Genomic DNA, 24132 nt, shown 5'->3' on the forward strand with positions numbered 1-24132 from the left:
TAATATTTTTAGCTAGTTTTGTCCAACATTCTATATATAATGTTAACTAAGTCCACATTGAAACATAATTAATAGCGTTTTATTTACAAGAGATAGTCTTAATGAATGAGTTTGCAGTAAAAAAGTCAAATATCCTCACACAATATGATATTGATAATTTATTAAACCGATTTGGCGGTAAGACTTCATCTTATATTGAAATTGTTGATGTGCAAAAGAATAACCAAATAATTGAAAAGTATCCATTACTGGGCGATGTTTCTCGTTCTTGCGAAATGTTTGATATGAACACGAATACGAAATAGTCGCTTACTAAATATGAAAAAAGTGTTTCTCAAAGGAATCAAAGGCGGTACGGGTACAACTTCTATTGTTGCCAACCTCGCCTGTGCGCTAAGAAAGTCTGATGAAGACGTCATTGCAATCGATCTAGACCCTAAAAGTGATTTAGGCCTTCATTTTGGTTTATCTTGGGAACATACTTCTGGCTGGAGTAACTACCTTTCGTTTGAAAGTGCATTGGATGAATTTCACATAGATGATGACGGCGTTATATTCTTACCCTTTGGCACATTATCTGCCAGCACACAGCGTACTCAAAAAACAATTGAATCAGCTCAGCAACTGCAAGTAAATGACAACGCTTGGCTTTTGTTCGACTGTCCTGCACACCAAGATTTACAAGATTATGACTTATCACCCCATGATATTGTTTTAGAAGTTATTAATTGTGATGCAATTTGCCACAGCCTTATTTACAGACGCTTACTCCAATTAAACCAATCAGCAAAAAAGTGGCAACATTATTTCTTGATAAATAACTATAATTCAGCCAGTGAGCTCGAATCTGACTTGCTTCAAATATGGCAATCTGAAACCCCCTTGCTAGCACCTGTTCACATTAATAAAGATGAAGTAATTAAAGAGTCCACCGCTTTTAGAAATGTAGCTGTCAATTGTGCCCCTTATAGTGTTGCCTATGATGATTTTGAGACGCTTGCCAGTTGGTTAGTTACTAGAGCGACAGATGATGATTAAGCATAGTGGCAAAACAAGCATGGCCGAACGACTATTTATAGTGTTTTTAAGTGTATTTTTTACAAAAAAAATAGTCCGCTTTATTTTATTTAAATTTCATAGTTATTTTAATAACCACAAAGTCAGCGCCCTTGGTGCTATTTTGATGCCTTTGGGCTTATTGTTTATTTCGTTATTCATCAAATTAGACAATAACAATAAAAAACGCATAATAACCAAATTAAGACATTTATATCCGCATGTGTCTGAGCCAATTTCAACGCCAGCAAATATAATTAGAGTGTTACTACAAAGCCTGTATTTAGCAATATTTAGAGTATCCACCAAACATAAACCTACTGAAACAGCGATAAAAAACAGCACCAGACTAATTAGTAAAATAGTTACACTGCTGCGCTTTACAGATAGAAAGCTCACACGTAAATGCAAGAGATTATGGCTGCACCTTAGAGTCGGAAGTAAGAGCAAATCATATCAACGCGTAAGAAAAGCGACTATTTGGAATAGTAAATTTTTAAAAATCGCCTTGTATTTTGTGATTGCCTTTGCAGTATTTGTATTTATTACGGTGCCCTTTAGCCTAGAAGCACAAGCCATCTACATTAGTTTGATATTAATTGTTGCCTATTCTCTAAGGCGCGTTGAAGGGCAAATTGCTACGATCACTATGATCACGCTCTCTATTACTACCTCAACGCGTTATTTATGGTGGCGTTTCACTGATACACTTAATTGGGGAGACCCCGTAGCGCTTGCTTTAGGTATGGGACTATTACTGGCTGAAACGTATGCGTGGCTCGTACTCATTTTAGGTTTTTTCCAAACAATAAACCCACTACACCGCAAGCCAATCCCAATGGACAGTGACACGTCTAAGTGGCCTACTGTGGATGTTTATATCCCAACTTATAACGAGCCTTTAAGCGTGGTAAAACCCACCGCAATTGCAGCACAAAGCATTGATTGGCCAGCAGATAAGTTAAACATTTATATTTTAGATGATGGTAAACGCCCTGAATTTGCAGAGTTAGCAAAAGAAATAGGCGTTGGTTACTTAGACAGACCAGATAACAGCCACGCCAAAGCAGGCAATATGAATCACGCAATGAAATACACCGATGGTGAGTACATTGCTATTTTTGACTGTGACCATATTCCCGCCCGTTCATTTTTACAAATGACCATGGGTCAATTTATGAATGATGAAAAAGTGTGTTTAGTACAAACGCCCCATCACTTTTTTTCCGCAGACCCATTTGAAAGAAATCTTGATAACCACCGTAAGATTCCGAATGAAAACATGTTGTTTTATGGGTTAATTCAAGACGGCAATGACATGTGGGATGCGACCTTCTTTTGTGGCTCGTGTGCCGTTTTAAAGCGTAAAGCGCTTGACGATATTGGTGGTTTCGCTGTGGAGACTGTCACCGAGGATGCCCATACAGCATTGCGTATGCAGCGTGAAGGTTACAAAACGGCCTATATTAACATTCCACAAGCAGCAGGACTTGCAACTGACAGCTTGTCAGCGCATGTAGGCCAACGAATAAGATGGGCCAGAGGCATGGCGCAAATCTTTAGGCTTGATAACCCACTACTCGGAAAAGGGCTCAGTTTAGTTCAACGTTTATGCTACATAAATGCGATGCTTCACTTTTTATCAGGTATCCCTCGCATTGTATTTTTAACAGCCCCTCTGGCATTAATATACTTCAATGCTTATATTATTTATGCGCCTTTTATTGCTATATTTTTATACATAGTACCCACTTTAATGCAAGTCAAAATAACCAACTCCAGAGTTCAAGGAAAATACAGATATTCATTCTGGGGAGAAGTTTATGAGTCTGTTTTAGCATGGTATATATTAAAACCGACCACCGTGGCGTTAATAAACCCTAATAAAGGAAAGTTTAATGTGACTGAAAAAGGCGGCTTAAACGATACCGCCCGTTATGACTGGCTGATATCCAAGCCCTATATCGTGCTATTATTAATTAATGTTGTTGGTATGTGTTACGCTGTTTTTCGCTTACTTTTTGGTGATGTATCACAAATAGGCGTATTAATTATTAGCATGATTTGGGTTAGCTACAACATCATCATTTTAGGGGCGGCAGTTGCCGTTGCTGCTGAAGCAAAACAAGTACGTAGTTCTCATCGAATAAAAGCTAATTTTCCTGCTGCTATCAGATTAGAAAACGGTCGTACAATTAAGGTTAAAATTACAGATTACTCTGACAGTGGCGTAGGCATTGAAACCATCAGTGAGCACCCTTGCCGTGAAAATGATAAAGTTGAGTTGTTAATGAGTCGCGGCAAAAAACAATTTTCATTTCCGACTTATATTTGCAACACCCGAAAAACCCAAATTGGCTTAACCTTACGAGACCTTGATTTAGCTAAACAAAAAGCGTTTATCCAATGTACTTTCTCAAGAGCGGATGCATGGATAGATTGGCAAGAAAACTTTAAACACGATAGACCCTCTTACAGCTTTAAACATGTTTTTATTACCAGCTTACGAGGTTTTACCAATTTGATTTATCATGCGCCAAGTCAATTTAAACCATTTATAATTTTAATGGCAAACATAATTAACTTTGTAGTGTCGTTATTACCGAAAAAACCAATAAAGTATTATAACCAATATGACTAAATATATATTTAAACCTGTTTTTCTAATATTAGTATTTTGCAGTTCTTTGTTTGCAGCCGCATCAGAGCCTCTTGCAGATAAAAGTATTTTTGATGCGGGATACCCAGAACAAGCACCAACGCAAAGCTTGACGCTCAGCTTTAAACGTTTGGGGGTTAATAAATACAAACTAGACGGTATAAACAACACAACAGCTGTTGATTTTACAAACCGATTAGACAAAATTGGAAAAAAGCTAACGCTTAACTTTTCTTATAGCCATTCTCCTGCATTAATTAGCAGAGTATCGCATCTAAAAATATACTTTAATGACAACCTAATCACGGTTATGCCAATTAATGACCATAATAAAAAAATAGAATCATTGGCCACTCATAGCCTTGAGTTAAACCCTAAATTCATCAAAGACTTCAACCAAGTTCGCTTTGAGTTGGTTGGCTATTATGACTTGATTTGCCAAGATGATTTCAGTAAGACAATTTGGACAGAGCTCAGCCAAAATAGCTCAATCACTATAGACCAAAAAGCACTTGCTCTAGAGAGCTTACTTGAATATCTTCCAGCGCCATTTTTTGATGAGCGAGATTACACACAACTCACGCTGCCATTCATTTTTACATCTCAAACAGATAAGAACACGCTCGAAGCTGCGGCAACTTTATCAAGCTGGTTTGGAGCGAAAGCGGATTGGCGCAAAGCAAGTTTTCCAGTCTCATTTAATAAAACGCCGACTCAGCATAGCGTTGTATTTGCTACAAATGACAATAAACCAGATTTCTTACTTGATTACCCAGATGTCACTAAGCCAACCATTGAGATTATTTCAAGCCCAATTAATCGATACGCAAAAGTGTTACTTATTCTAGGCAAGGATACTAATCAGTTAAAAGAAGCCGCGCTTGGTTTAGCATTCGGCCATAAAGTTATGACCGGTCGTACTGCAAGCGTAAATAGCATTAACCATTTACCTTTTAGAAAAGCTTACGACGCACCTCGCTGGGTCCGCTCAGATAGACCAGTTGCCTTTGAGGAGTTTGTCGAGTATCCAAATCAGTTGCAATCTCAAGGCGTTCAAGGACGGCCAGTAAATTTAGATGTTCGTTTTGCACCAGATCTATTTACTTGGCGAAAAGAAGGCATACCTATTGACTTACATTACCGTAATGCACCTGCCGATGAAGCATTACTTTCACGATTAAATATGCTTATCAACGGAAAGTTCATTAACGGTTTTGTATTAGCAACCGACAGCTCGCAAATTGTCGAATCAAACAGCTTTATGCCGTTGCTAAGCAATAAAAATATGGCCCATACGCAGCGTGATTTTGAGCTAACAGGGTTAGATCTTAGTAAGAAAAACCAGCTAACATATGACTTTAAATTTGGTGTTGTAAAAGCTGGGAAATGTAGCGCAGTGCCTGCTGGTGGTGAATACGGAGTTATCGATGGAAGCTCAACTATAGACGTGAGTGACTTTCACCATTACATTGCCTTACCCAATCTAAACATGTTTGCAAACAGTGGTTTTCCATTTACAAAGTACGCTGATTTACACCAAACAACCCTTATTATTGAACCAGATAGTTCAGCGCAAGCAGTTGAATTATTGCTTAATTTTACTGGCCACTTAGGCCAAATTACAGGCTACCCTGCACACCGCTTAAGCATCGCATTTCCTACTAGTGATCTAGATTTATCACAGAACGATATTCTTATTATTGGTAAACCCGATGCACTAAATTCTGAATTACCAAAAGACACGGCTATCAGCGCGCTATTAAAAAACAATCAGCGTATCGTCAACCAGGCCATATATAACGGTGCCTATCATGATAATGAGCCTGATAAAATTAATGTAAGCATTAATAGTAGAGGCAAGCTTGGGATAATTGCGGGGTATCAATCGCCGTTCAATTCAGATCGTTCTGTCGTATCAATGATCGCGACTTCAGATAGTGCATATACACTGTTAAGTGACTCGTTAATTAACGACAGTATAACGGCACAAATTAAAGGCAATGCAACAGTCATAAGCAACAAAGGAATTAAAACAATTAACACTGACGACCTGTATTATGTTGGTCAGCTCCCTATCCATACTTTGATTTGGTTTCATTTCTCTGATCATCCATTTGTTTTGGCCTTTTTATCTATTTTAATACTATTGCTTATCTCATTTTTACTTTGGCGATTACTCGGTATATTAACCCAAAAACGTTTATCTGAAGGGGACGAATAATGAAAAAAACGTACATTAAGATTTATTCATTATTGGCTTTTCTATTGTTCACAACAACAAGCTTCGCGCAAACAATGTGTGAACCTTGGACACAATGGGAAACCTTCAAAAATCATTTTATCACCTCGCAAGGTCGCGTAATCGATTTAGGCAGCAAACAATCGATCACCACATCCGAAGGACAGTCCTACGCGTTATTTTTTGCGTTAATAGCAAATGACCGCGTAACGTTTGATAAAGTGCTAGATTGGACAGAGGTTAATCTCGCTGAAGGTGATTTGAGCACGCGTCTTCCAGCGTGGCAATGGGGTATTAATGACGATGGCCAAGAGTCAATATTGGACTCAAACCCAGCATCGGATTCTGATTTATGGATCGCATACGCTCTCTCTCAAGCGGGAATACTTTGGCAAGATAGACGTTACAGTGTACTAGCTGCTGTGATGGCCAAACGAATCATGCGTGAAGAAACCGCATATATTCCAAACTTAGGGTTATCTTTGCTACCTGCACCGAGTGGCTTTGAATATAAAAATGATCAATACAAACTCAACCCAAGCTATGCTCCTCTTTTTATTCTTCGTCAACTAAGTCAATTATACCCTCACTCTCCTTGGCAAAAACTGCATGATAACTCAGCTCAAATGATACTCGAAACGAGTAAAGAAGGTGTTAGCCCTGATTGGGTACTGTATCAACCAAGTAAAGGATTTTATTACGATAAAACAACCTCTGATCTTGGGAGCTATAACGCTATACGTGTTTATTTATGGGCCAGTATGATGGCAGAAAATGCTCCTTACAGAGAGAAGTTAGTAAAACAATTTAAACCAATGTCAGACCATGTTGTTAGATTGTCTGGATCCCCTCTAAATACTTATGCAAAAACAGGGAAAGTACAAAAATATGGCCCGCGAGGATTTGATGCAGCATTACTGCCTCTGCTCGCTGTATTTAATGAAGACGAGGCAATGACTGCATTGCAGCAAAAATTGATGATCGATACTTCGTTTACAAAAAGTCGTTACTACGACAGTGTTTTATATTTATTTGGTACGAGTACAGTAAACAAGCAATTCGCTATCGATGAAATGGGGAGATTGACACCTCATTGGAGCACTGAATGTCGCTAAAAGGATTGATAGGTGTTTCACTGTTAAGTACCTTTTATTTTACATCAGGCTCGTTACTTGCACAGTCAGCGAAAGATTTAGATACGCAATCAATTAATTGGCTTGTGAGCCAAATTGAGTTAGGTGAAATTCAAAAAAACACCTTACTCATGACTGACAGCTTAGATAAATTAATGAGCATTGCGCCCAATAACGTGCTGGCAAGATGCGCTCAAGCGCGCGTATATTTAGCGTTAAACAACCCAACTAAAGCACAAATAGTTATAGATCAGTTTAGTAAACTGGATAACTCACAGCATTGCGTTAAACAGTTGAAAGTATTTGCTAAAGTAAGCACTAAAGAGAAGCAACAAGTTCAAGAGGCCCGTTTATTAGCTAAAGCGGGGCAATACCAGCAAGCTGTAAAAATATATGATGTATTGTTTTCCCCCGTTTATCCTAATTCTGAATATGAATTTGAACATATTAGCTGGATTGCAGTAGATACAAATAATTGGCAAGAGGCCCTTAAAGGGTATCAATCTCTTCGTAAACGCTACCCTAATATAGGGCGGTATGATATTGCTTATGCAAGACACCTATTAAAGCGTGAGCCACAAAGTAAAAAGGCGTTTGAGATATATACTCACTATGCACACAGTAATCAATACAGTGTTGCAGCAGAGTTTGCTTGGCTTGATGCATTACGAAACCTGCCAATAAATAAAGCTACTGAACTGGCCTATCGTGATTATCTGAGCCACTACCCGACGAGTAGCAAAGGTAAATTACAGTTTTCTGACTTTAAAACTGATTTAAAAAACGAATTAATAAAGCAAGCGGATCCGGCTTATAAGCTTTGGGTGAGAGGTGCAAATGCGCTTGAAAGGAAGCAGTATGTGAAAGCTGAAAACTTATTGCTTCGCGCATACGAAGGTAGGCCTAATGATCACGAAGTATTAAATAGCCTAGGCCTACTTAACTTGCGCCAAGGCAGAAATGAAAAAGCTTATAAATATTTCAAAGAAGCGCAACGAAGTACGCTTGAGGTTGACCTTGTCTCCGTATACCGAAACTTAGCTAAAACGGCCAAGTTTTGGCAGTACATTGAACAAACTCAACTAGCTATAGCTGCACAACAATTTAAACGTGCCCAGCTAAAACTAAACTTGGCAGATACCTTAGCTGAGAGTCCTGATACCGTTAATTATTACAGAGCTGAAGTATTTAAAGCACAAGGCAACTACCAGCAAGCGATGAATTATTACAACAAAGTGTTAGCTAATGACCCAATAAATAGCTCATCACTACGTGGTATGTTAGAAATATTAAGTGTAGATAATAATTTTGATAGGATTAATCAGTTTTATTACCAGCTTTCACGGGCTCAACAACAAGCTATAATTGAAGATTATACCGTTTTACAAAGCCAACAGTTGCGTCAAAGAGCGACTACGTTAGTCGAACAAGGCCAACTAGACGATGCGGTTGAATTACTTTTGGTGGCAATTAAGCAAACCCCTCAGGAAAGCTGGCTGTACTATGATTTAGCGAACGTATATCAACAACAAGGTTTAAATACCCACGCAAAAGCGCTTTATAATAGAACATTGTGGCAATTTCCCCTTAATGCAGAATTACGATACAGCCATGCTATATTTCTTAGCTCCCTTAATGATTATCAAGGTGCATTAGATACGCTTCAATATATTCCCAACAATGCTCGTACAAATGATATTGAACAATTTGCTCAACAGCTATCGGTGAATGCAAAACTCGATAAACTGGAAAATAATAACCCTGTGGATAGAACCACAATAATTTACAACCTCACAGAGTTAGGTGCCCAGTCTTTAACCCCACTAATGCAAGCTGAACTTGCCGTTCAGTGGCAGCAAATTAACGAGTTACAGTATGCCACTAGGCAGCTAAAAATCGCATTAGAGCGTGATAGTACGTTAAGTCCTTATTGGCATATGACCTATGGGCAGTGGCTTTTAGATAGTGGCAACGAGCAACAAATAAAACACTGGTTTGCCACTTATCAATTACCTCAACAAGCTACAACCGATGAGCAGGCGCGCTGGTTATCATTGCAAGTTGCACATATAAATAAGCTTAACCAACCGCAACAGCGTCTTGATAAACTGAATATACTTGCCAAGAGTTCGTCAAATAGCCCTGAAGTTATTGAAGCAATTATTGCAACAAATATAGAACTAAATCGACCTAAAACAGCCATAGATTTATATCTACAACAGCAACAAAGTGGAAACGCTTTATCATCTGACACTCAGCTGGCTGTGGCGCAAATTAGCCGAGAACAAGGCGATAATGCATTATCTGATAATATCATTGCCTCACTAATCGAAAATGTTCAAACAGATCAGTTATATCAACAGCAGCTTTTAATGACTGCATTAGTGGATTTTAATGATGATGCCAATGCAATTGATTTAGCAAAAAGCTTATTAGTGAAATCTGATTATAATCAAGAAATGTATTATCAAGCAGCCCAAGTTGCGCAAAGTAAAGATCAGCCTTTTTATGCTGAAACTTGGTACAAAGAAGCCATTGAGCCACACAGCAGCATAAAGGCGAGCAATGACCCAACTCTTAATTATAAGCTGTACAGATTAGACGACGAGGCACCATGGTATATCAACAATGCTAAACGTGAATTAGCCTCTATGGTAGAGAAAAATCAAGCTTATATTACAGCAGGTATTAACTTTAGCAGTCAAACAAGTACTCAGAATCAATCGACTCTTGGTGCAGGTTCAATTCCAATCGAAGCTGGCTTTCCTTTATGGGATGGCTTAGCAATAATAAAGCTCGATCCTGTGACAATAGCTGGCCAAGAAACACGTTTTAACGAAACATTTTCTGGCAGTCGTTATGGACAAGGTGCATTGTGTATTCTGGACTGCCCATTAACCAGTACTGAGCCTAAACAGGAAGGCATCGATATTGGTGTAGCCTGGAAAAATGACACTTGGCGATTTGACATCGGTACTACCCCTATTGGCTTTTTAGTTGATGATATCGTTTGGGGTATCGATTATAGCGACAGCTTTGGTGACTTTGGTTACAGTGTGACATTGAATAAACGCCCTGTTACAAGCTCCGTTTTATCCTATGGCGGGCTTGAAGACGTATTTACCAACCAAGTTTGGGGTGGAGTAAGAGCAACAAGCTTACGCTTCAATGTATCGCACGACCTCGGCCTTGAATGGGGATTTTGGGGCTCTACTGACTTTCAGTTACTACAAGGCAAAAATGTAAGGGATAATCAGCAGTACAGTATCATGGGCGGTGCATATAACCGTTATATACAAAAAAAGAATCTAGAATTAACCCTTGGCGCAAGCCTACTTCATTGGTCATTCAAACATAATTTAAGTGAAGAAACATATGGCCATGGTGGCTATTATAGCCCGCAAAGTTATATAGGCGCGTCTATTCCAGTTACCTTTGACCATCGCTTAAGTAATGATTTTATCTATAGATTACGTGCTGGTGTTTCTTGGTCAAGCACAACAAACGATGACAGTGAGTTCTTTCCCAATGACCCGCTTTTACAAGCTCAGGCAATGCAAAGAGAATCAATCACGGGCGTTAATCCTTTCTTTGAAGGAGATAAAAGTGCCGGTATTTCATATAGCTTAGGGGGAAGTTTTGAATATCGATTTACGCCTCATTGGTTCTTTGGTGGCTTTTTTAACCTAGATCGTGCTGACTTTTATGAACCCAATTTTGGCCAGCTTTATTTCAGGTATTACTTTAAACCAGTTTACACTGAAATGGTTTTCCCAGGCACTCCAGTTGTACCTTACGCTAACTATTAACACGTAGCGCTGAGGTACAACCAGTACTAACTATCGCAATCACTTCCCCTGACCATAAGGTCTATGTATACTTACCCGCAATTGTAGCTAGGATAAGGGTGTGACTCTTACCACTAAGTATCGCTTAGTTAGCAAACCATTACCTTAGCTGCATTAGAAAACATTCATGGCCGCCCGTTCAAAAAGTGCGTCAAAGCACGAACGAATAAAGCAATAAATATAAGGCCGCAATAATAATATAAGTTAGGAAGTAAATATGAGTTCATCTTCAACTGGGGGCTTTTTTGGCCACCCAAAAGGACTTTCAACACTGTTCTTCACTGAAATGTGGGAGCGAATGAGCTACTACGGCATGCGTGCCTTATTAGTACTTTTCATGACCGCGAGTTTGCAAGAAGAAGGACTAGGATTTACAGTCGCCTCTGCAGCAGCAATTTATGGTTTGTACACAGGTGCAGTATACTTTTTAGGTTTACCTGGTGGTTGGCTTGCTGACCGCTTATTTGGTGGCCAGAAAGCTGTTTGGTATGGCGGTATCATAATCATGATCGGCCATATTATTTTGGCTATCCCGCATGAGTATTCATTTTTCATTGGCCTCGTTTTTGTTGCCACGGGTACGGGTCTATTAAAGCCAAATATAAGTGCTATGGTCGGATTGCTATACAGCAGTGAAGATGAGCGCCGTGACAGTGGTTATGCAATTTACTACATGGGCATCAACTTAGGCTCAATCATCGGTTATTATGTGTGTGGTTACTTCATGGAAAATGTAGGCTGGCACTGGGCTTTTGGTGCTGCTGCTGTGGGTATGGGTATTGGTCTTATTCAATATCATTTAACAACCAAACACCTGCCGAGTAATAGTGCTCAGCCAGCTAACCCGCTAAGTGCAAGAGGTATTACACGTGCTTGGTTTGGTATCGCTACTTTTATAATCGTTGTTGCATCAATCGTTGCAGCTGCAATGACTGGCCACCTAATTATTGATCCTGTTGTTATAGCTGGCTACGTTGCAATCGCATTCACACTTATTTTCTTCGCTTACTTTGGCATTATTTATTTCAAAGGTAAGCTAACTGAAGCTGAAAAACGCCGTATGTGGGCACTATTTTTAGTGTGTGTAGCTTCAGCGTGTTTTTGGTCTGGTTTTGAACAAGCAGGCTCATCGCTAAACTTATTTGCACGTGATTACACCGACCGTTTAATTGGTTCTTTTGAAATCCCAACCGCGTGGTTCCAATCACTAAACGCTATTTTTATTATTGTTCTGTCACCGTTTTTTGCGGCGCTATGGATTAATTTATCTAAAAAAATGATCTCCCCTTCATACAGCGTAAAATGCGCGATTGGCTTAATCATCATGGCTTCTGGTTTCTTAGTGATGTTTATGGCTGCTCATTACGCTGCAGAAGGTTTAAAAGTAGCGCCATACTGGCTAGTTACTACCTATTTCTTACACACTGTTGGTGAACTATGTTTAAGCCCGGTTGCATTAAGCGCAGTAAGCCGTTTGTCACCAAAGCGCTTCTCTGGCCAGATGATGGGTGTATTCGTTTTAACTTATTCTATCGGTAATATCATCGCAGGCTTATTAGCTGGTGGTTTTGATCCGAACAACATGGAAGAAATTCCTTACCTTTACTTGCAAATTGCACTCTTTAGCATAGGCGTAGGTATTATTTTAGTGCTAATGAGCTTCAAAGCTAAAATCTGGGAAAAACAAGGCCTAACTGAAAACAACGTTTGAAAATAAAGCGCTAGTTATTAAAAGCTGATACCCCGTATCAACTTTATTTCCCAAATAGGCAAGATAGTAATATCTTGCCTATTTTATTCCCTCCTCCTTTTAAGCCAATGTTATTTCCGCGTTAATATATTCTGTATAAAGTACCTATAACCACGCATTTATTACTGCTATCATGAGGTTATTAGACTTAGTGGTAAAATGGATATTATGAGTTTTTTTTCTAATAGTAAGTTGCTCAGTGTAAGCATATTACTCATGTTAGTAAGTGGGTGCGGCGGAGATAGTTCTAAAAAAGAGACTAACTTTGAAGTTGGTGAATCAAACTTAATCATTTCAGTTGATTCAGGCCTCTCTAAAAGCTTTGATAATGATCTGATAGAGCTAAGTGCACCAGCCAATGCGGTATCATCTGATACCAGCTTTATCTTTAGTAAAATGGATGTAGATGAGGCTAATAAGGCACTTAATATTGTCTCACCCCTTTATACTTTTACACCCAGCGACATCGTATTTACTAGCCCACTAACAGTCACTATTACGGTACCTGATGCCACTGAGCAACAAGCTTATACTATTGTTCAGCTCGTAGATGAATCTTGGCAGCCATTGGCGAGCACAACGACTAATTTAAACCAGATCAGTGCACAAATATCAGCATTTGGGACTTTTGCCGTACAATCTCGAACTTTGCCACAAATTGCAAAAACAATAGGACCGCAATGTGTTGATAATCAAAACGAGCAAATGTTGCGATTCATCCATGTTGCAGATTTGCACGCTCGCTTTGGTTTTAAAGAACAATATTTTAGCCGCATCAAAGGCTATTACAATGCTGCCATCGCAGAACAACCTTTCACTTTATTTACCAATGGCGGTGATGATTACGAAAAAGGTACCGTTGCAGAGCAAATATCAATGGGACAAGCAACTGTTGAGGCCATTAAAGCGATGGCTTTTGATGTCAGGGTTGTTGGTAATCATGACTATGCATGGGGACCAGAACAGCTGCTTGATTATGCAAGTGACGAAAACGCAATAGTTTTGGCAAGTAACACGACTTACGAAGGTGCCCCTGATACAACGTTTGACGCAGTTGACTTCTCTGTTGTCCAAGTTGGATGTTTAAAAGTAGGCTTTTTTGGCATGACATCAGTGCCTTGGAATGAGCTGGATGAACCTCTTGAAACCGATCCAATCCCAGATTTTATCGCTAACTTTAAAATGAACTGGCTATGGCAGGATATCGCACAAGAGTTGGTTAATAAATACCGCCAAGATGTAGACTATATGGTTATGGTAAGTCATTTAGGTGAGGGTTCAGATGTCCGTCTTGCACAGAATGTGCAGGGTATTGATTTAGTTCTAGGCGGACATACTCACGGTGGTGAAAGTTATCAACAACTAGATAATGGAACTATCGTAATACAGCCCAACTTTTTTGCGCAAGGGTTAACAGACTTAACATTAACATTTGATTCCCAAACAAAAACAGTAGAAAATATAGACTACAATACGGTTACTACAACATCGATTTCAACAATTGATGCGAATACTCAGCGTGAAGTTGATATGATCATGGGTAAATATGCACCTGATGCCCAAACAGAGATAGCTCTGTCGCAAAACTATCCAACTATCAAGCAAGTAAGCACGATAACGGCGTTGGCAACCCAACATCAATTCGCTACCGTCGATGCGGTATTATTTGATCCAATACAAGTACAAGACCGATGGTTCCCAGGCACTTTAACACAAGAAGATTTTCACAATGTTTTTCAAGTGGAAAGGCAACCTTCAAATACCTCAGGCTTTAATGCTATTTACCAAGTATCGGTAACCGGTGAAGAGCTCAAAGCAATGGCAACAAGTCAACCTGACTGGGTTTATCTAGCCCCAGAAAGTATTGAAAATACCACTAGGTATACTGTCGCCTTGCAAAAAGGGCCTGCACTTAATAGCGAGTTATTTTTTACTAACGTAAACTTAGCCGATCCGCTCCTATTAGCTGAAGCTTGGGCCATACTGGATAATTATGCTCGCTTTCGGACCAGTCAGTGCATGTATATTGACGTTGATGAATTACTCAGTGCATGTAAAGTCGATGACAGTATTACCATTTGGAATTTTGATAATCCTGAAACACCATTGATAGCAGACACCGGCCCAGCTGTACTGAATTATTACGACCCTGAATCTGATAATTGGGGTGATGAGAAAACACAGTTTAAAACAACCACCGAATTGAACATTTCAGATCTAAATGGAGGCCCTTCAGGTGTGATGGCATTTGCACGTCATAGCCCAACTGAAGGCTTTACATTAACTGCTAATTCACCTGCTAATGGCGACTTTAAGGAACAAAACCTCATTTCCGATTATACATTAGTAATGGATGTTTTATGGCCTGAAGACAGCGACAAAAGCTGGCGTTCTTTATTACAAACAGATTTAACAAACCTCACTGATGCTGAGCTTTACTACAATACAAGTAATGGCATCGGCATAACAACCACTGACAGCGGTTACTTTGGTGAGCTAAACAGTAATGAATGGAACCGTATTGCGTTTGTATTTTACTCCGCGCCGGCCAATGGCGTATTAAAAATATACATTAACGGCAAGCTTGTTGGGGTAAAAGATGAAGGTGAAATTGACGCTCGCTGGGCTATCAACCAAACCGCACTATTATTCACAGAGAACGATTATGAGACTGAAGCCGGTTTTTTAAATGCTATGCTGTTCGCTGGGCGTACTATGACTGACAATGAAATCGCATCCCTTGGCGAAGCAACACCCTCGCTTTCATTTACTCAGTCAACTCGACAGTTAAATGAAGCTGTAAAACGCCATTATCAAAGTGCACCTGAAATTAAACCTAACTTATGGCTTCAACAACGCAGTCAATTTTTTAACAAAAACCGAGTCAGTGTAAACAATTAATTACAGTTAAGTTGGGTAAATAAGGAAATAACTTTCCATATTAACCTAACTAACAGCACTTATAAAGCATTAAAAATTAAAAGCTTACACATAAAAAGAACATATTGCCATGAAACGCACGCTCATAACATGAGGTAGGTGAGTAGAAAGCTGTTAGGTATTAAAAATTCCGTCCCATTTAATTTACAATTTGGCTCTGAGCTAAATAAATGCAGCCTCTTCCCCTAATCACATTTATGGTTAATCATCCCACTCATTAAACAACACTAAACGCAGTGCTTAATTGCGGGAGAATTGAAATGAGTGATGAAAAGAACCCTCTAGGTTTAGTTGGTATCGAGTTTACTGAGTACGCAACACCAGATGCTGACTATATGGATAAAGTATTTACCGATTTTGGTTTTTCTAAGTTAAAAACATTTAAAGGTAAAGACATCGTTTACTACAACCAAAACGATATTCACTTTTTACTAAATAACGAACGTGGTGGTTTTTCAGCAGAATTTGCAAAAAGTCACGGCCCAGCAATTTGTTCAATGGGCTGGCGCGTTGAGAATGCTCAACACGCATTCGAAACTGCTGTAGCGCGCGGTGCAAAACCAGCAACAGACTCAACACATAAAGACTTACCATACCCAGCAATCTACGGTATTGGTGATAGCCTAATTTACTTCATCGAACAATTTGGTAAAGACGGTTCTATCTACGATAACGACTTTGAAGATTTAGCTGAGCAAAATGTGGTTGCTGATAAAGGTTTCTTACGTATCGACCATTTAACTAATAACGTTTATAAAGGCACAATGGAAACATGGGCTAACTTTTATAAAGACGTATTTGGTTTCACTGAAGTACGTTATTTTGACATTAAAGGCCAAAAAACAGCATTGTTATCTTATGCTCTTAAATCGCCATGTGGCACCTTCTCAATTCCAATCAATGAAGGTAAAGGCAACGATAACAACCAAATTGATGAATACCTAGGTGAATACAATGGACCAGGTGTACAACATTTAGCATTTTTGACTGATGATCTTGTAAGCTCGCTTGATAAGTTAGATAAATCAACGATTGCAACACTTGATATTATCCCTGAGTACTACGAAACAATTTTTGATCGTGTACCGTGGGTTAAAGAAGACAAAGAAAAAATCCGTGAGCATCAAATTTTGGTAGATAGCCAAAGTGAAGACTGTTACTTATTACAGATCTTCTCTAAAAACCTATTTGGTCCAATCTTTATTGAAATGATCCAACGTGTTGATGATGGTGGCTTTGGTGAAGGTAACTTCCAAGCACTATTTGAATCAATTGAACGCGATCAAGAACGTCGCGGCGTTTTATAAGTCGTTCAATATAAAATTAAAAAGCAGCGAATTCGCTGCTTTTTGTCGTTTAAATTTGTGCTGATTGTCTCCATATACTACTGTATCCACCAAATCAGCGCGAACCATAAGGAAAGAGTATGAGCCTCATTAACGAAACTCACGATATTAATTTAACCAGCTGGGTTGCATCAGCCAACGTTGCAAATAGTGACTTCCCGATTCAAAACTTACCATTTGCAGAAGTTCGCCGCAAAAATAGCAACGAAGCTTTCCGTGGTGCTGTTGCCATTGGCGATCAAGTTATAGACCTTGCTAAAGTAAACGAATTAGCTATTTTTTCAGGCGATGCGCAGACTGCTGTTGCAGCGGCAAGCCAACCTACACTGAATGAGTTTATGGGTCTGGGCCAACAATATTGGTCAGCACTGCGCTTAGCACTTTCAAAGGCACTTCGCGAAGGTGCTTCGGAGCAAGCTTTATTGTCTGAAGCTCTAATTGCCCAAGCAGATATTGAATTCGCATTACCTTGTCGTATTGGCGATTACACTGACTTTTATACATCAATTTACCATGCTACAGCCGTAGGTAGCTTATTCCGCCCAGATAACCCATTGCTTCCAAACTACAAATGGGTGCCAATTGGTTACCATGGTCGCTCATCATCAATCGATGTATCTGGACAAGCTTTCCATCGCCCTAATGGCCAAACTAAAGCGCCAGATGCAGAAGTGCCATCATTTGGTCCGTGTAAACGCTTGGATTATGAACTAGAGCTAGGTATCTACCTAGGTAAAGGTAATGAACTTGGCGATGCGATTGCTATCGAAAATGCTGAAAACCATGTATTTGGTTTCTGCGTCTTCAATGATTGGTCTGCACGTGACTTACAAGCGTGGGAATATCAACCTCTTGGGCCTTTCCTTGCGAAAAACTTTGCATCAACCGTCTCGCCTTGGATTGTCACTACTGAAGCGCTTGCTCCTTACAGAACATCATGGACACGCGATGAGAATGATCCACAACCAATGGATTACCTTGAGTCTTCACAAAACCGTGAGCTAGGCGCATTTGATATTCAAATGGATGTACAAATCGAAACGCAAAAAATGCGTGATGAAAAGCACACACCTGAGCAAGTATCTAAGTCTAGCTTCAAGCATTCATACTGGACAGTAGCGCAAATGGTTACTCACCACACTGTAAATGGTTGTAACTTCATGCCTGGTGATATGCTTGGTTCTGGTACACAATCAGGCCCAACACATGAAGAAGCTGGTTCATTACTTGAGTTATCACGTGGTGGTAAAGAAAAGATTACCCTGAGCAATGGTGAGCAACGAAGCTTCTTAGAAGATGGTGATAATGTAATCATGCGTGGTTGGTGTGAAAAAGAAGGTTTTGCACGAATTGGCTTTGGCTCAGTTGAAGGCACAATCCTGCCAGCTAAGTGATTAATTAACCAATCTTTTTAATAAATAGTTAACAAATCAAAGCGCCCAACTGGGCGCTTTTTACATTTAAATGAGTAAGAATTACAATTTTTTTCTGGCTTTTTTATCTCAAATTGCTATCTTGGACCGGTTAATAGTCAGTATTTATGAGCCATGTCAGTATTTATTAAGTCTTTTTACCACAAATTATTTCCTACCCGACAGCTATTGATCCGTCAAAATGGCGAGGTTAAACATGTGGTTTTAGCGCCTTGGTTACAAATATCAATTGTTTTAACTATTTTGGCTGCCACAGTGTGGCTGGTAACAACAACCGCTCACGTTTACTCTCAAACGAATAAAATATCTGACATTGAAAAAAGCCAAATAACAAAACAACAACAATGGCAACAACAACAGCAAACTCAACAAGCATTACACGAAAAACAATTAGAGCAATTAGCAGCTCTTGAGCAAAAGCATGCTTTACTCCAAAGCATGATTGAATCGTTACCTGAATCTCTTAGCAAAGCAGGTGAGAGTGAAGCTGTGCAAATTGAAGAGAAACAACAAGGTGATTTTCATGAGCCTCTTGTTGATGATCCCCTTAGTGGTAAAAATACGGCACAGCTAAACAACTACTCAGCAGAGCAACGATTTGCTCTTTTAAGTGAGCAGTATCAAAACAATTTTAATGCACTTGAAGCACACATAGAAAACCGACAACAACGTATCTTAGCAACACTAAAAGTGGCGGGTATTGATGATGCCATTGCAAGTCGACTATCCATTAATACGAATGACTCAGCACAAGGTGGCCCACTTAATGTATTTGATGAATCAAAAATTCCGAGTGAATTTTTAGCCATCGCTGATAAATTATTACTGCTTAATAGCCTTGAAAGCTTACTTAATGAGTTACCGCAATCTCTCCCTGCCGCAGATTATTATATTTCAAGCAACTACGGTTTACGTAAAGACCCAATAAATGGTCGCAGAGCATTTCATAAAGGTGTTGATTTAGCTGGTTGGCATAAAACCGAAATTTTCGCACCTGCTGATGGTACAGTCTTACGCGCTGGTCGTAATGGCGGTTATGGTAACTTTATAGAGTTACAACATAAGAATGGATTTGTAACGCGGTTTGGCCATCTTAATAAAATTAAGGTTAAGAAGGGACAAACAGTCACTAAAAATGACGTAATTGGCTTGATGGGCAGTACTGGCCGAAGCACAAGTACTCACTTGCATTACGAAGTGCTACTCAATGATAAGCATGTTAACCCTGTTAAAATTACTAAGGCGCTCGCTCGTGTTCGGTAAAAAAAAGCAAACTAATACTGGTTTAACTGGTAACCAATTAAAAAGAACTAATCACACACCTTCTATTATTTCTGAAGATATGCGTCTCACTGGCAGTTTAACCAGCCAAGGAGAAGTTCAGCTCGATGGTCGAGTAGATGGTGATGTACGTGTTAGCCTATTAGTGATTGGCATTACTGGCGTTGTTGAAGGTAGCGTCATTGCTGACAGTGTTGTTGTCAAAGGAAAGATCATCGGTTCACTCAATGCGGGTAAAGTTATTATTGAACAAACCGCAGAATTACATGGCGATATATTTCAAGATACTCTTAGTATCGAAGCTGGCGCTACGATTGAAGGAAACTTAAAGCAACGCCATGAAGCAGAAACTGTCGAGCTGAAGAGTGCTGAAAATGACAAACCTGAACTCACTTGCGTATTAGACTCGGGCGACAGTGACTTGTCATTTTTCAATAAACAACCCGCAGAAAAAACAAAATAATTATTTCTTTTTTGTAATGTACATTGTTATATCTGCGCTGAAAACTAGCTCGTTGCGAGTATTATAAAGCCTTACCGGCACCACTAAGTCTTCTTTATCTAACCATTTTCTTGGCATTTGTATTTCTGCAATTGCCGTAACGTCAGTATCTACTTTAGCTAGGTAACTCACAGTCATTCCTTTGGGGATCCACCGGTGGGTTTTATATGGGACGGTTGCGTCAACCATAACACCGGCACAAAGCTCAGCCAAATTACACTGTGCAATAGCATGAATAGTACCAATATGATTATGTACGCTGCGCCTATTTTTCACTACTGCGCTACAATAGCCTTCTTTCAAGTCCAGAATATAGGGTTTCATCGAGCCAAAATATGGCGCTTTAAAACATACAGCCTTAGTAAATAACCAATTACCAAATGGCATATTCTTTAATCTTAACCATGTTTTTAAAACAGAGGATTGTTCACTCATTATTTCTCTCATGTGAATGGTTTAATAATCACAAAGTTAACACATCAGACCAGTTATAAAAAGCTAAAAAACATCATATTCTATTAAGCAAACTGTTAACACTATGATGAATTTAGATGTTTTCTTCTTTTAATAAAATTGAGTGCTTTCAATTTACTTACAAGGAACTTAAAATGTTGTTTTAAAGGAGTTCGAATGTACCCACCCCAGTCCAAACATACTATTAACTTGCTATTGATCCTCGCGCTTCTTGTGATTTTTTGCCCTCTAGCAATTGATATTTATCTACCTGCATTTCCTATAATTGCACAGCAGTTTCAAGTAGGTGAAAAACAAGTTCAGCAAACGGTGGCTATTTTCATGCTAACTGTAGGGCTTGGGCAGTTAATAGCAGGTCCGCTGGCAGATAAATTTGGCCGTAAACCTGTTGCACTCGTGGGGGTATGCCTTTATGGCTTAGCTTCTTTAGGCGCTTACTTTGCTCCAAACTTCAATACCATGTTAGTGGCACGTGCCATACAAGGATTTGGAGCGTGTGCAACTTTTGTTGTAGCCTTTGCAATTGTAAGAGATAGGTTTGGCAGTGAGCGAAGCGGCCAAATGATCACCTATTTAAATGGTATCGTGTGTTTTATTCCTGCACTAGCCCCTATTTTAGGAGCTTGGCTTACAATTCAATTTGGCTGGCGTATGAATTTTCTATTTTTAGCTGGCTTTGCGCTTCTGGGTCTTATTGTTACCTTGCTACTATTTAAAGAAACCCGCCCTGCTGATAGTGTTTACAATGGTCATATTCTCGACTTGAGACGTTTTATTCCAATAATAACAACCCCTATTTTTCTTTTTAATAGTCTAATTTGCATGGTAGCCATGTCTGCAATTTTGGTATTTGTAACACTTGCACCAGGCTGGCTTATCACAGAGCTTGGCGGAAGCGTTAGTGATTTTACTTTCTGGTTCACAATAAATGCCGTACTGAGTATTTTAGCAAGCTTTACCATGCCTGTATTCATAAAGAAAAATGCAACTAAAGCGTTAAAGTGTGGTTTATTGATACTCATTGGTTCTGGCTGTTTAATGATACTGTTAAGTAATTTAAAAACGCCTTTAGGACTAATGGCGCCTATGTTTATTGCTGCATTTGGCTTTGCTTTAACGCTGGGGTCAGCAGCCGGAGGAGCACTCAGTATATTTCCAAAGCAAGCGGGAACTGCGTCTGCTTTAATTGGGCTTATGCAAATGAGTGGCGCAAGTTTACTGGTATTTTTGACGCAACACCTTAATTTATCGACTCCGCAATTGATTAGTGTTCATTTTTTATTACTCATTCCTTTTTACTATCTTCTTTTTAGACAGCTTATACAGCGCTCATCATAAGACTTACTTTTAACATCCAAATTGTAAATAAGAATCATTAAGTTTTATTTATCCATTTAAACATCTCGATATGATTATTAATTATAAAAAATAAAAAAACAGACTTTTTTATTTCTTTTTTGTGCACAATAACCCAGGTACCCACGCTAATATTAACTTAAGGTTAAATAGTATTAACACTACATTAACCATTATACACGTTTGGGATACAATATATGAAAAATAATAAACTAGCCTTAGCCGCAATCATCAGTGGTCTTTTTGCTGCAGGTAATGCATCTGCAGCAAACGAGCGATATATCATTCAAGTTGATAATAATAAAAAAGGAGTGGTAAAAGCACTCGCAAAAAAACTGGGGGGAGATATTAAAGTTGATGGCAATGGTTTCATCGCAGCGCAATTTTCTGGCCATGACTTAGCCAGCGTTAAAGGATTACTCAATAACCCTCATATTAAATTAATCGAAGAAGATCAAAAACGATTCCCAACAGCGTTTTACAGCGACGATGCTGGAAATGCAATGCAACAACAGCTAACACCTTATGCTGTTTATCAATCACAAGCTGACCAACTGACATTTGACGCGAATGCAGGTATGAAAGTATGTGTTATTGACTCTGGTCTAGATAGCTCAAACCCTGATTTTATTTGGGGTAATATCACTGGGGATAATGATACAGGTACTGGTAATTGGTTTGATAATGGAGGTACTCATGTAGCCGGTACAATTGGTGCTGCTGATAACAATTTGGGTGTTGTGGGTATGGCACCTGGTGTTGCTATGCATATAATCAAAGTATTTAATGCTGAAGGATGGGGGTACTCGTCTGATTTAGCTCAAGCAGCAAACTTATGCTCGCAAGCTGGCGCAAACATCATCAGTATGAGTTTAGGCGGTGGCGGTTCAAATAGCACAGAATCAAATGCATTCGACGCTTTCACAAATGCAGGCGGATTAGTTGTTGCGGCTGCAGGCAATGACGGTAACAATGTACGCTCCTACCCAGCTGGATACCCTTCGGTAATGATGATTGGCGCAAATGACGCCAATAATCAAATTGCTGACTTCTCTCAGTTTCCTAGCTGTTCATCTGGCCGAGGGAAACGTGCTACAAATGACGAAACAATCTGTGTAGAAGTCACTGCAGGTGGTGTAGATACGTTATCAACCTACCCTTCAGGGATGGCAACTGCAGCTAACTTATCTGCTGATAATGTTGCATTTGATTCATCGGCAATGGAAAACTCAGGTCAAGTCACTGCTGCTGCCCATTTCATGGGTACTGGCGAAAGCATTGATACTGGCGCAGCCGGTAAAGTATGTTTAATTGACCGTGGTAATATCTCTTTTTACGACAAAGTAGCAAACTGTGAAAACTCAGGTGGTACTGGCGCGGTTATTATTAACAACGAAGCAGGCATGTTATATGCCACGCTGGGTGACACCAATAACACATCGATCCCGGCTGTAGGTGCTGCATTAGAGGATCGCAATGCTCTACTTAACAGTGCCAGTATTAACATTACAATTGGTGCGAGTGATTATGGATTTATGAGCGGTACATCAATGGCCACTCCTGCTGTTTCAGGTATTGCTGCGCTCGTTTGGTCTTTGCATCCTGAATGTACAGGGACTGAAATTCGTGATGCACTTAAAGCAACAGCTGAAGATCAAGGCGCGACTGGTCACGATGTATACTTTGGTCACGGTATTGTTAAAGCCGCTGATGCCGATGCTTATTTAACTGCAAATGGCTGTGCGGGTGGTGACGGAGGGGGTGTAACACCTCCTGATAATGATGACATTAGCTTATCAGCTTCAGGGTATAAATCTAAAGGTACTAAATACGTTGACCTTAGCTGGAGTGGTGCAGCCACAAGCCAAGTTGATGTATACAGAAATGGTGTAAAAGTGTCGACTGTTGCCAACACAAATAGTTACACAGATGTTATTTCAAGCAAAGGCGGCGGCAGCTACACTTATCAAGTCTGTGAAGCGCAAAGCACTAGCGTATGCTCTAGCAACACAACGGTTAATTTCTAATACGGTTAATCCAAGCACATAAAGCGAGCCAAGGCTCGCTTTTCTTTTTTAGAAATTTTGTTAATATGATGCCCATTAAAATCAATCG

The 24132-nt window shown here is 39.5% G+C and carries 15 protein-coding genes; 14 read left to right on the forward strand and 1 reads right to left on the reverse strand.

Going from position 1 to position 24132, the window contains the following annotated elements:
- Positions 1–101: 101 nt before the first annotated feature.
- The 12 genes from bcsR (at position 102) to ACFI4Z_RS02765 (ending at position 20148) form a co-directional block, all read left to right on the forward strand.
- The gene (gene bcsR, locus ACFI4Z_RS02710; RefSeq protein ID WP_462669209.1) at positions 102–305 is read left to right on the forward strand and encodes a BcsR/BcsP family cellulose biosynthesis protein; all 204 of its coding nucleotides are present in this window, start codon (positions 102–104) and stop codon (positions 303–305) included.
- A 13-nt stretch (positions 306–318) separates the two neighbouring features.
- Entirely contained in the window at positions 319–1038 is a 720-nt protein-coding gene (gene bcsQ, locus ACFI4Z_RS02715) for a cellulose biosynthesis protein BcsQ (RefSeq protein ID WP_462669210.1), read from the forward strand.
- On the forward strand, positions 1031–3697 hold the full coding sequence (gene bcsA, locus ACFI4Z_RS02720; protein WP_462669360.1) for a UDP-forming cellulose synthase catalytic subunit: 2667 nt from the start codon (positions 1031–1033) through the stop codon (positions 3695–3697). The genes bcsQ and bcsA overlap by 8 nt, the downstream gene beginning before the upstream one ends.
- Positions 3690–5936: a cellulose biosynthesis cyclic di-GMP-binding regulatory protein BcsB gene (bcsB, locus tag ACFI4Z_RS02725; RefSeq protein ID WP_462669211.1), complete on the forward strand. Its 2247-nt coding sequence runs from the start codon at positions 3690–3692 to the stop codon at positions 5934–5936. Before bcsA ends, bcsB begins: the two co-directional genes overlap by 8 nt.
- Entirely contained in the window at positions 5936–7069 is a 1134-nt protein-coding gene (gene bcsZ / locus ACFI4Z_RS02730) for a cellulose synthase complex periplasmic endoglucanase BcsZ (protein WP_462669212.1), read from the forward strand. The genes bcsB and bcsZ overlap by 1 nt, the downstream gene beginning before the upstream one ends.
- Positions 7060–10896: a cellulose synthase subunit BcsC-related outer membrane protein gene (locus tag ACFI4Z_RS02735; protein ID WP_462669213.1), complete on the forward strand. Its 3837-nt coding sequence runs from the start codon at positions 7060–7062 to the stop codon at positions 10894–10896. Before bcsZ ends, ACFI4Z_RS02735 begins: the two co-directional genes overlap by 10 nt.
- A gap of 256 nt (positions 10897–11152) precedes the next feature.
- A complete protein-coding gene (locus tag ACFI4Z_RS02740; RefSeq protein ID WP_135474017.1) occupies positions 11153–12646 on the forward strand; it encodes a peptide MFS transporter in 1494 nt (497 codons plus the stop codon).
- A 207-nt stretch (positions 12647–12853) separates the two neighbouring features.
- Positions 12854–15586: a metallophosphoesterase gene (locus ACFI4Z_RS02745; RefSeq protein WP_462669214.1), complete on the forward strand. Its 2733-nt coding sequence runs from the start codon at positions 12854–12856 to the stop codon at positions 15584–15586.
- Positions 15587–15885: 299 nt separating this feature from the next.
- On the forward strand, positions 15886–16932 hold the full coding sequence (gene hppD / locus ACFI4Z_RS02750) for a 4-hydroxyphenylpyruvate dioxygenase (protein ID WP_099294524.1): 1047 nt from the start codon (positions 15886–15888) through the stop codon (positions 16930–16932).
- A 119-nt stretch (positions 16933–17051) separates the two neighbouring features.
- The gene (gene fahA / locus ACFI4Z_RS02755; protein ID WP_462669215.1) at positions 17052–18365 is read left to right on the forward strand and encodes a fumarylacetoacetase; all 1314 of its coding nucleotides are present in this window, start codon (positions 17052–17054) and stop codon (positions 18363–18365) included.
- A gap of 153 nt (positions 18366–18518) precedes the next feature.
- The gene (locus ACFI4Z_RS02760; protein WP_462669216.1) at positions 18519–19667 is read left to right on the forward strand and encodes a M23 family metallopeptidase; all 1149 of its coding nucleotides are present in this window, start codon (positions 18519–18521) and stop codon (positions 19665–19667) included.
- Positions 19657–20148, forward strand: coding sequence for a bactofilin family protein (locus ACFI4Z_RS02765; protein WP_462669217.1), 492 nt, complete (start codon positions 19657–19659; stop codon positions 20146–20148). Before ACFI4Z_RS02760 ends, ACFI4Z_RS02765 begins: the two co-directional genes overlap by 11 nt.
- On the opposite strand, the gene ACFI4Z_RS02770 is transcribed toward ACFI4Z_RS02765, so the two are convergent.
- The gene (locus tag ACFI4Z_RS02770) at positions 20149–20622 is read right to left on the reverse strand and encodes a hotdog fold domain-containing protein (protein ID WP_462669218.1); all 474 of its coding nucleotides are present in this window, start codon (positions 20620–20622) and stop codon (positions 20149–20151) included. It lies immediately after the preceding gene.
- A 195-nt stretch (positions 20623–20817) separates the two neighbouring features.
- On the opposite strand from ACFI4Z_RS02770, the gene ACFI4Z_RS02775 reads away from it, so the two are divergent.
- Positions 20818–21999, forward strand: a complete 1182-nt coding sequence (locus tag ACFI4Z_RS02775) for a multidrug effflux MFS transporter (protein WP_462669219.1) — start codon at positions 20818–20820, stop codon at positions 21997–21999.
- Positions 22000–22214: 215 nt separating this feature from the next.
- Positions 22215–24044 carry a S8 family serine peptidase gene (locus ACFI4Z_RS02780; RefSeq protein ID WP_462669220.1) on the forward strand — a complete coding sequence of 610 codons (1830 nt, stop codon included), beginning with the start codon at positions 22215–22217 and terminating at the stop codon, positions 24042–24044.
- Positions 24045–24132: the final 88 nt, after the last annotated feature.

The sequence above is a fragment of the Pseudoalteromonas sp. RWi3 genome (genome assembly GCF_054960735.1).

Excerpts from the sequence above, each read along its gene's own strand:
- bcsR (WP_462669209.1), top strand. The coding sequence starts at position 102 with ATGAATGAGTTTGCAGTAAAAAAGTCAAATATCCTCACACAATATGAT.
- bcsQ (WP_462669210.1), top strand. The coding sequence starts at position 319 with ATGAAAAAAGTGTTTCTCAAAGGAATCAAAGGCGGTACGGGTACAACT.
- bcsA (WP_462669360.1), top strand. The coding sequence starts at position 1,031 with ATGATTAAGCATAGTGGCAAAACAAGCATGGCCGAACGACTATTTATA.
- bcsB (WP_462669211.1), top strand. The coding sequence starts at position 3,690 with ATGACTAAATATATATTTAAACCTGTTTTTCTAATATTAGTATTTTGC.
- bcsZ (WP_462669212.1), top strand. The coding sequence starts at position 5,936 with ATGAAAAAAACGTACATTAAGATTTATTCATTATTGGCTTTTCTATTG.
- ACFI4Z_RS02735 (WP_462669213.1), top strand. The coding sequence starts at position 7,060 with ATGTCGCTAAAAGGATTGATAGGTGTTTCACTGTTAAGTACCTTTTAT.
- ACFI4Z_RS02740 (WP_135474017.1), top strand. The coding sequence starts at position 11,153 with ATGAGTTCATCTTCAACTGGGGGCTTTTTTGGCCACCCAAAAGGACTT.
- ACFI4Z_RS02745 (WP_462669214.1), top strand. The coding sequence starts at position 12,854 with ATGAGTTTTTTTTCTAATAGTAAGTTGCTCAGTGTAAGCATATTACTC.
- hppD (WP_099294524.1), top strand. The coding sequence starts at position 15,886 with ATGAGTGATGAAAAGAACCCTCTAGGTTTAGTTGGTATCGAGTTTACT.
- fahA (WP_462669215.1), top strand. The coding sequence starts at position 17,052 with ATGAGCCTCATTAACGAAACTCACGATATTAATTTAACCAGCTGGGTT.
- ACFI4Z_RS02760 (WP_462669216.1), top strand. The coding sequence starts at position 18,519 with ATGTCAGTATTTATTAAGTCTTTTTACCACAAATTATTTCCTACCCGA.
- ACFI4Z_RS02770 (WP_462669218.1), bottom strand. The coding sequence starts at position 20,622 with ATGAGTGAACAATCCTCTGTTTTAAAAACATGGTTAAGATTAAAGAAT.
- ACFI4Z_RS02775 (WP_462669219.1), top strand. The coding sequence starts at position 20,818 with ATGTACCCACCCCAGTCCAAACATACTATTAACTTGCTATTGATCCTC.
- ACFI4Z_RS02780 (WP_462669220.1), top strand. The coding sequence starts at position 22,215 with ATGAAAAATAATAAACTAGCCTTAGCCGCAATCATCAGTGGTCTTTTT.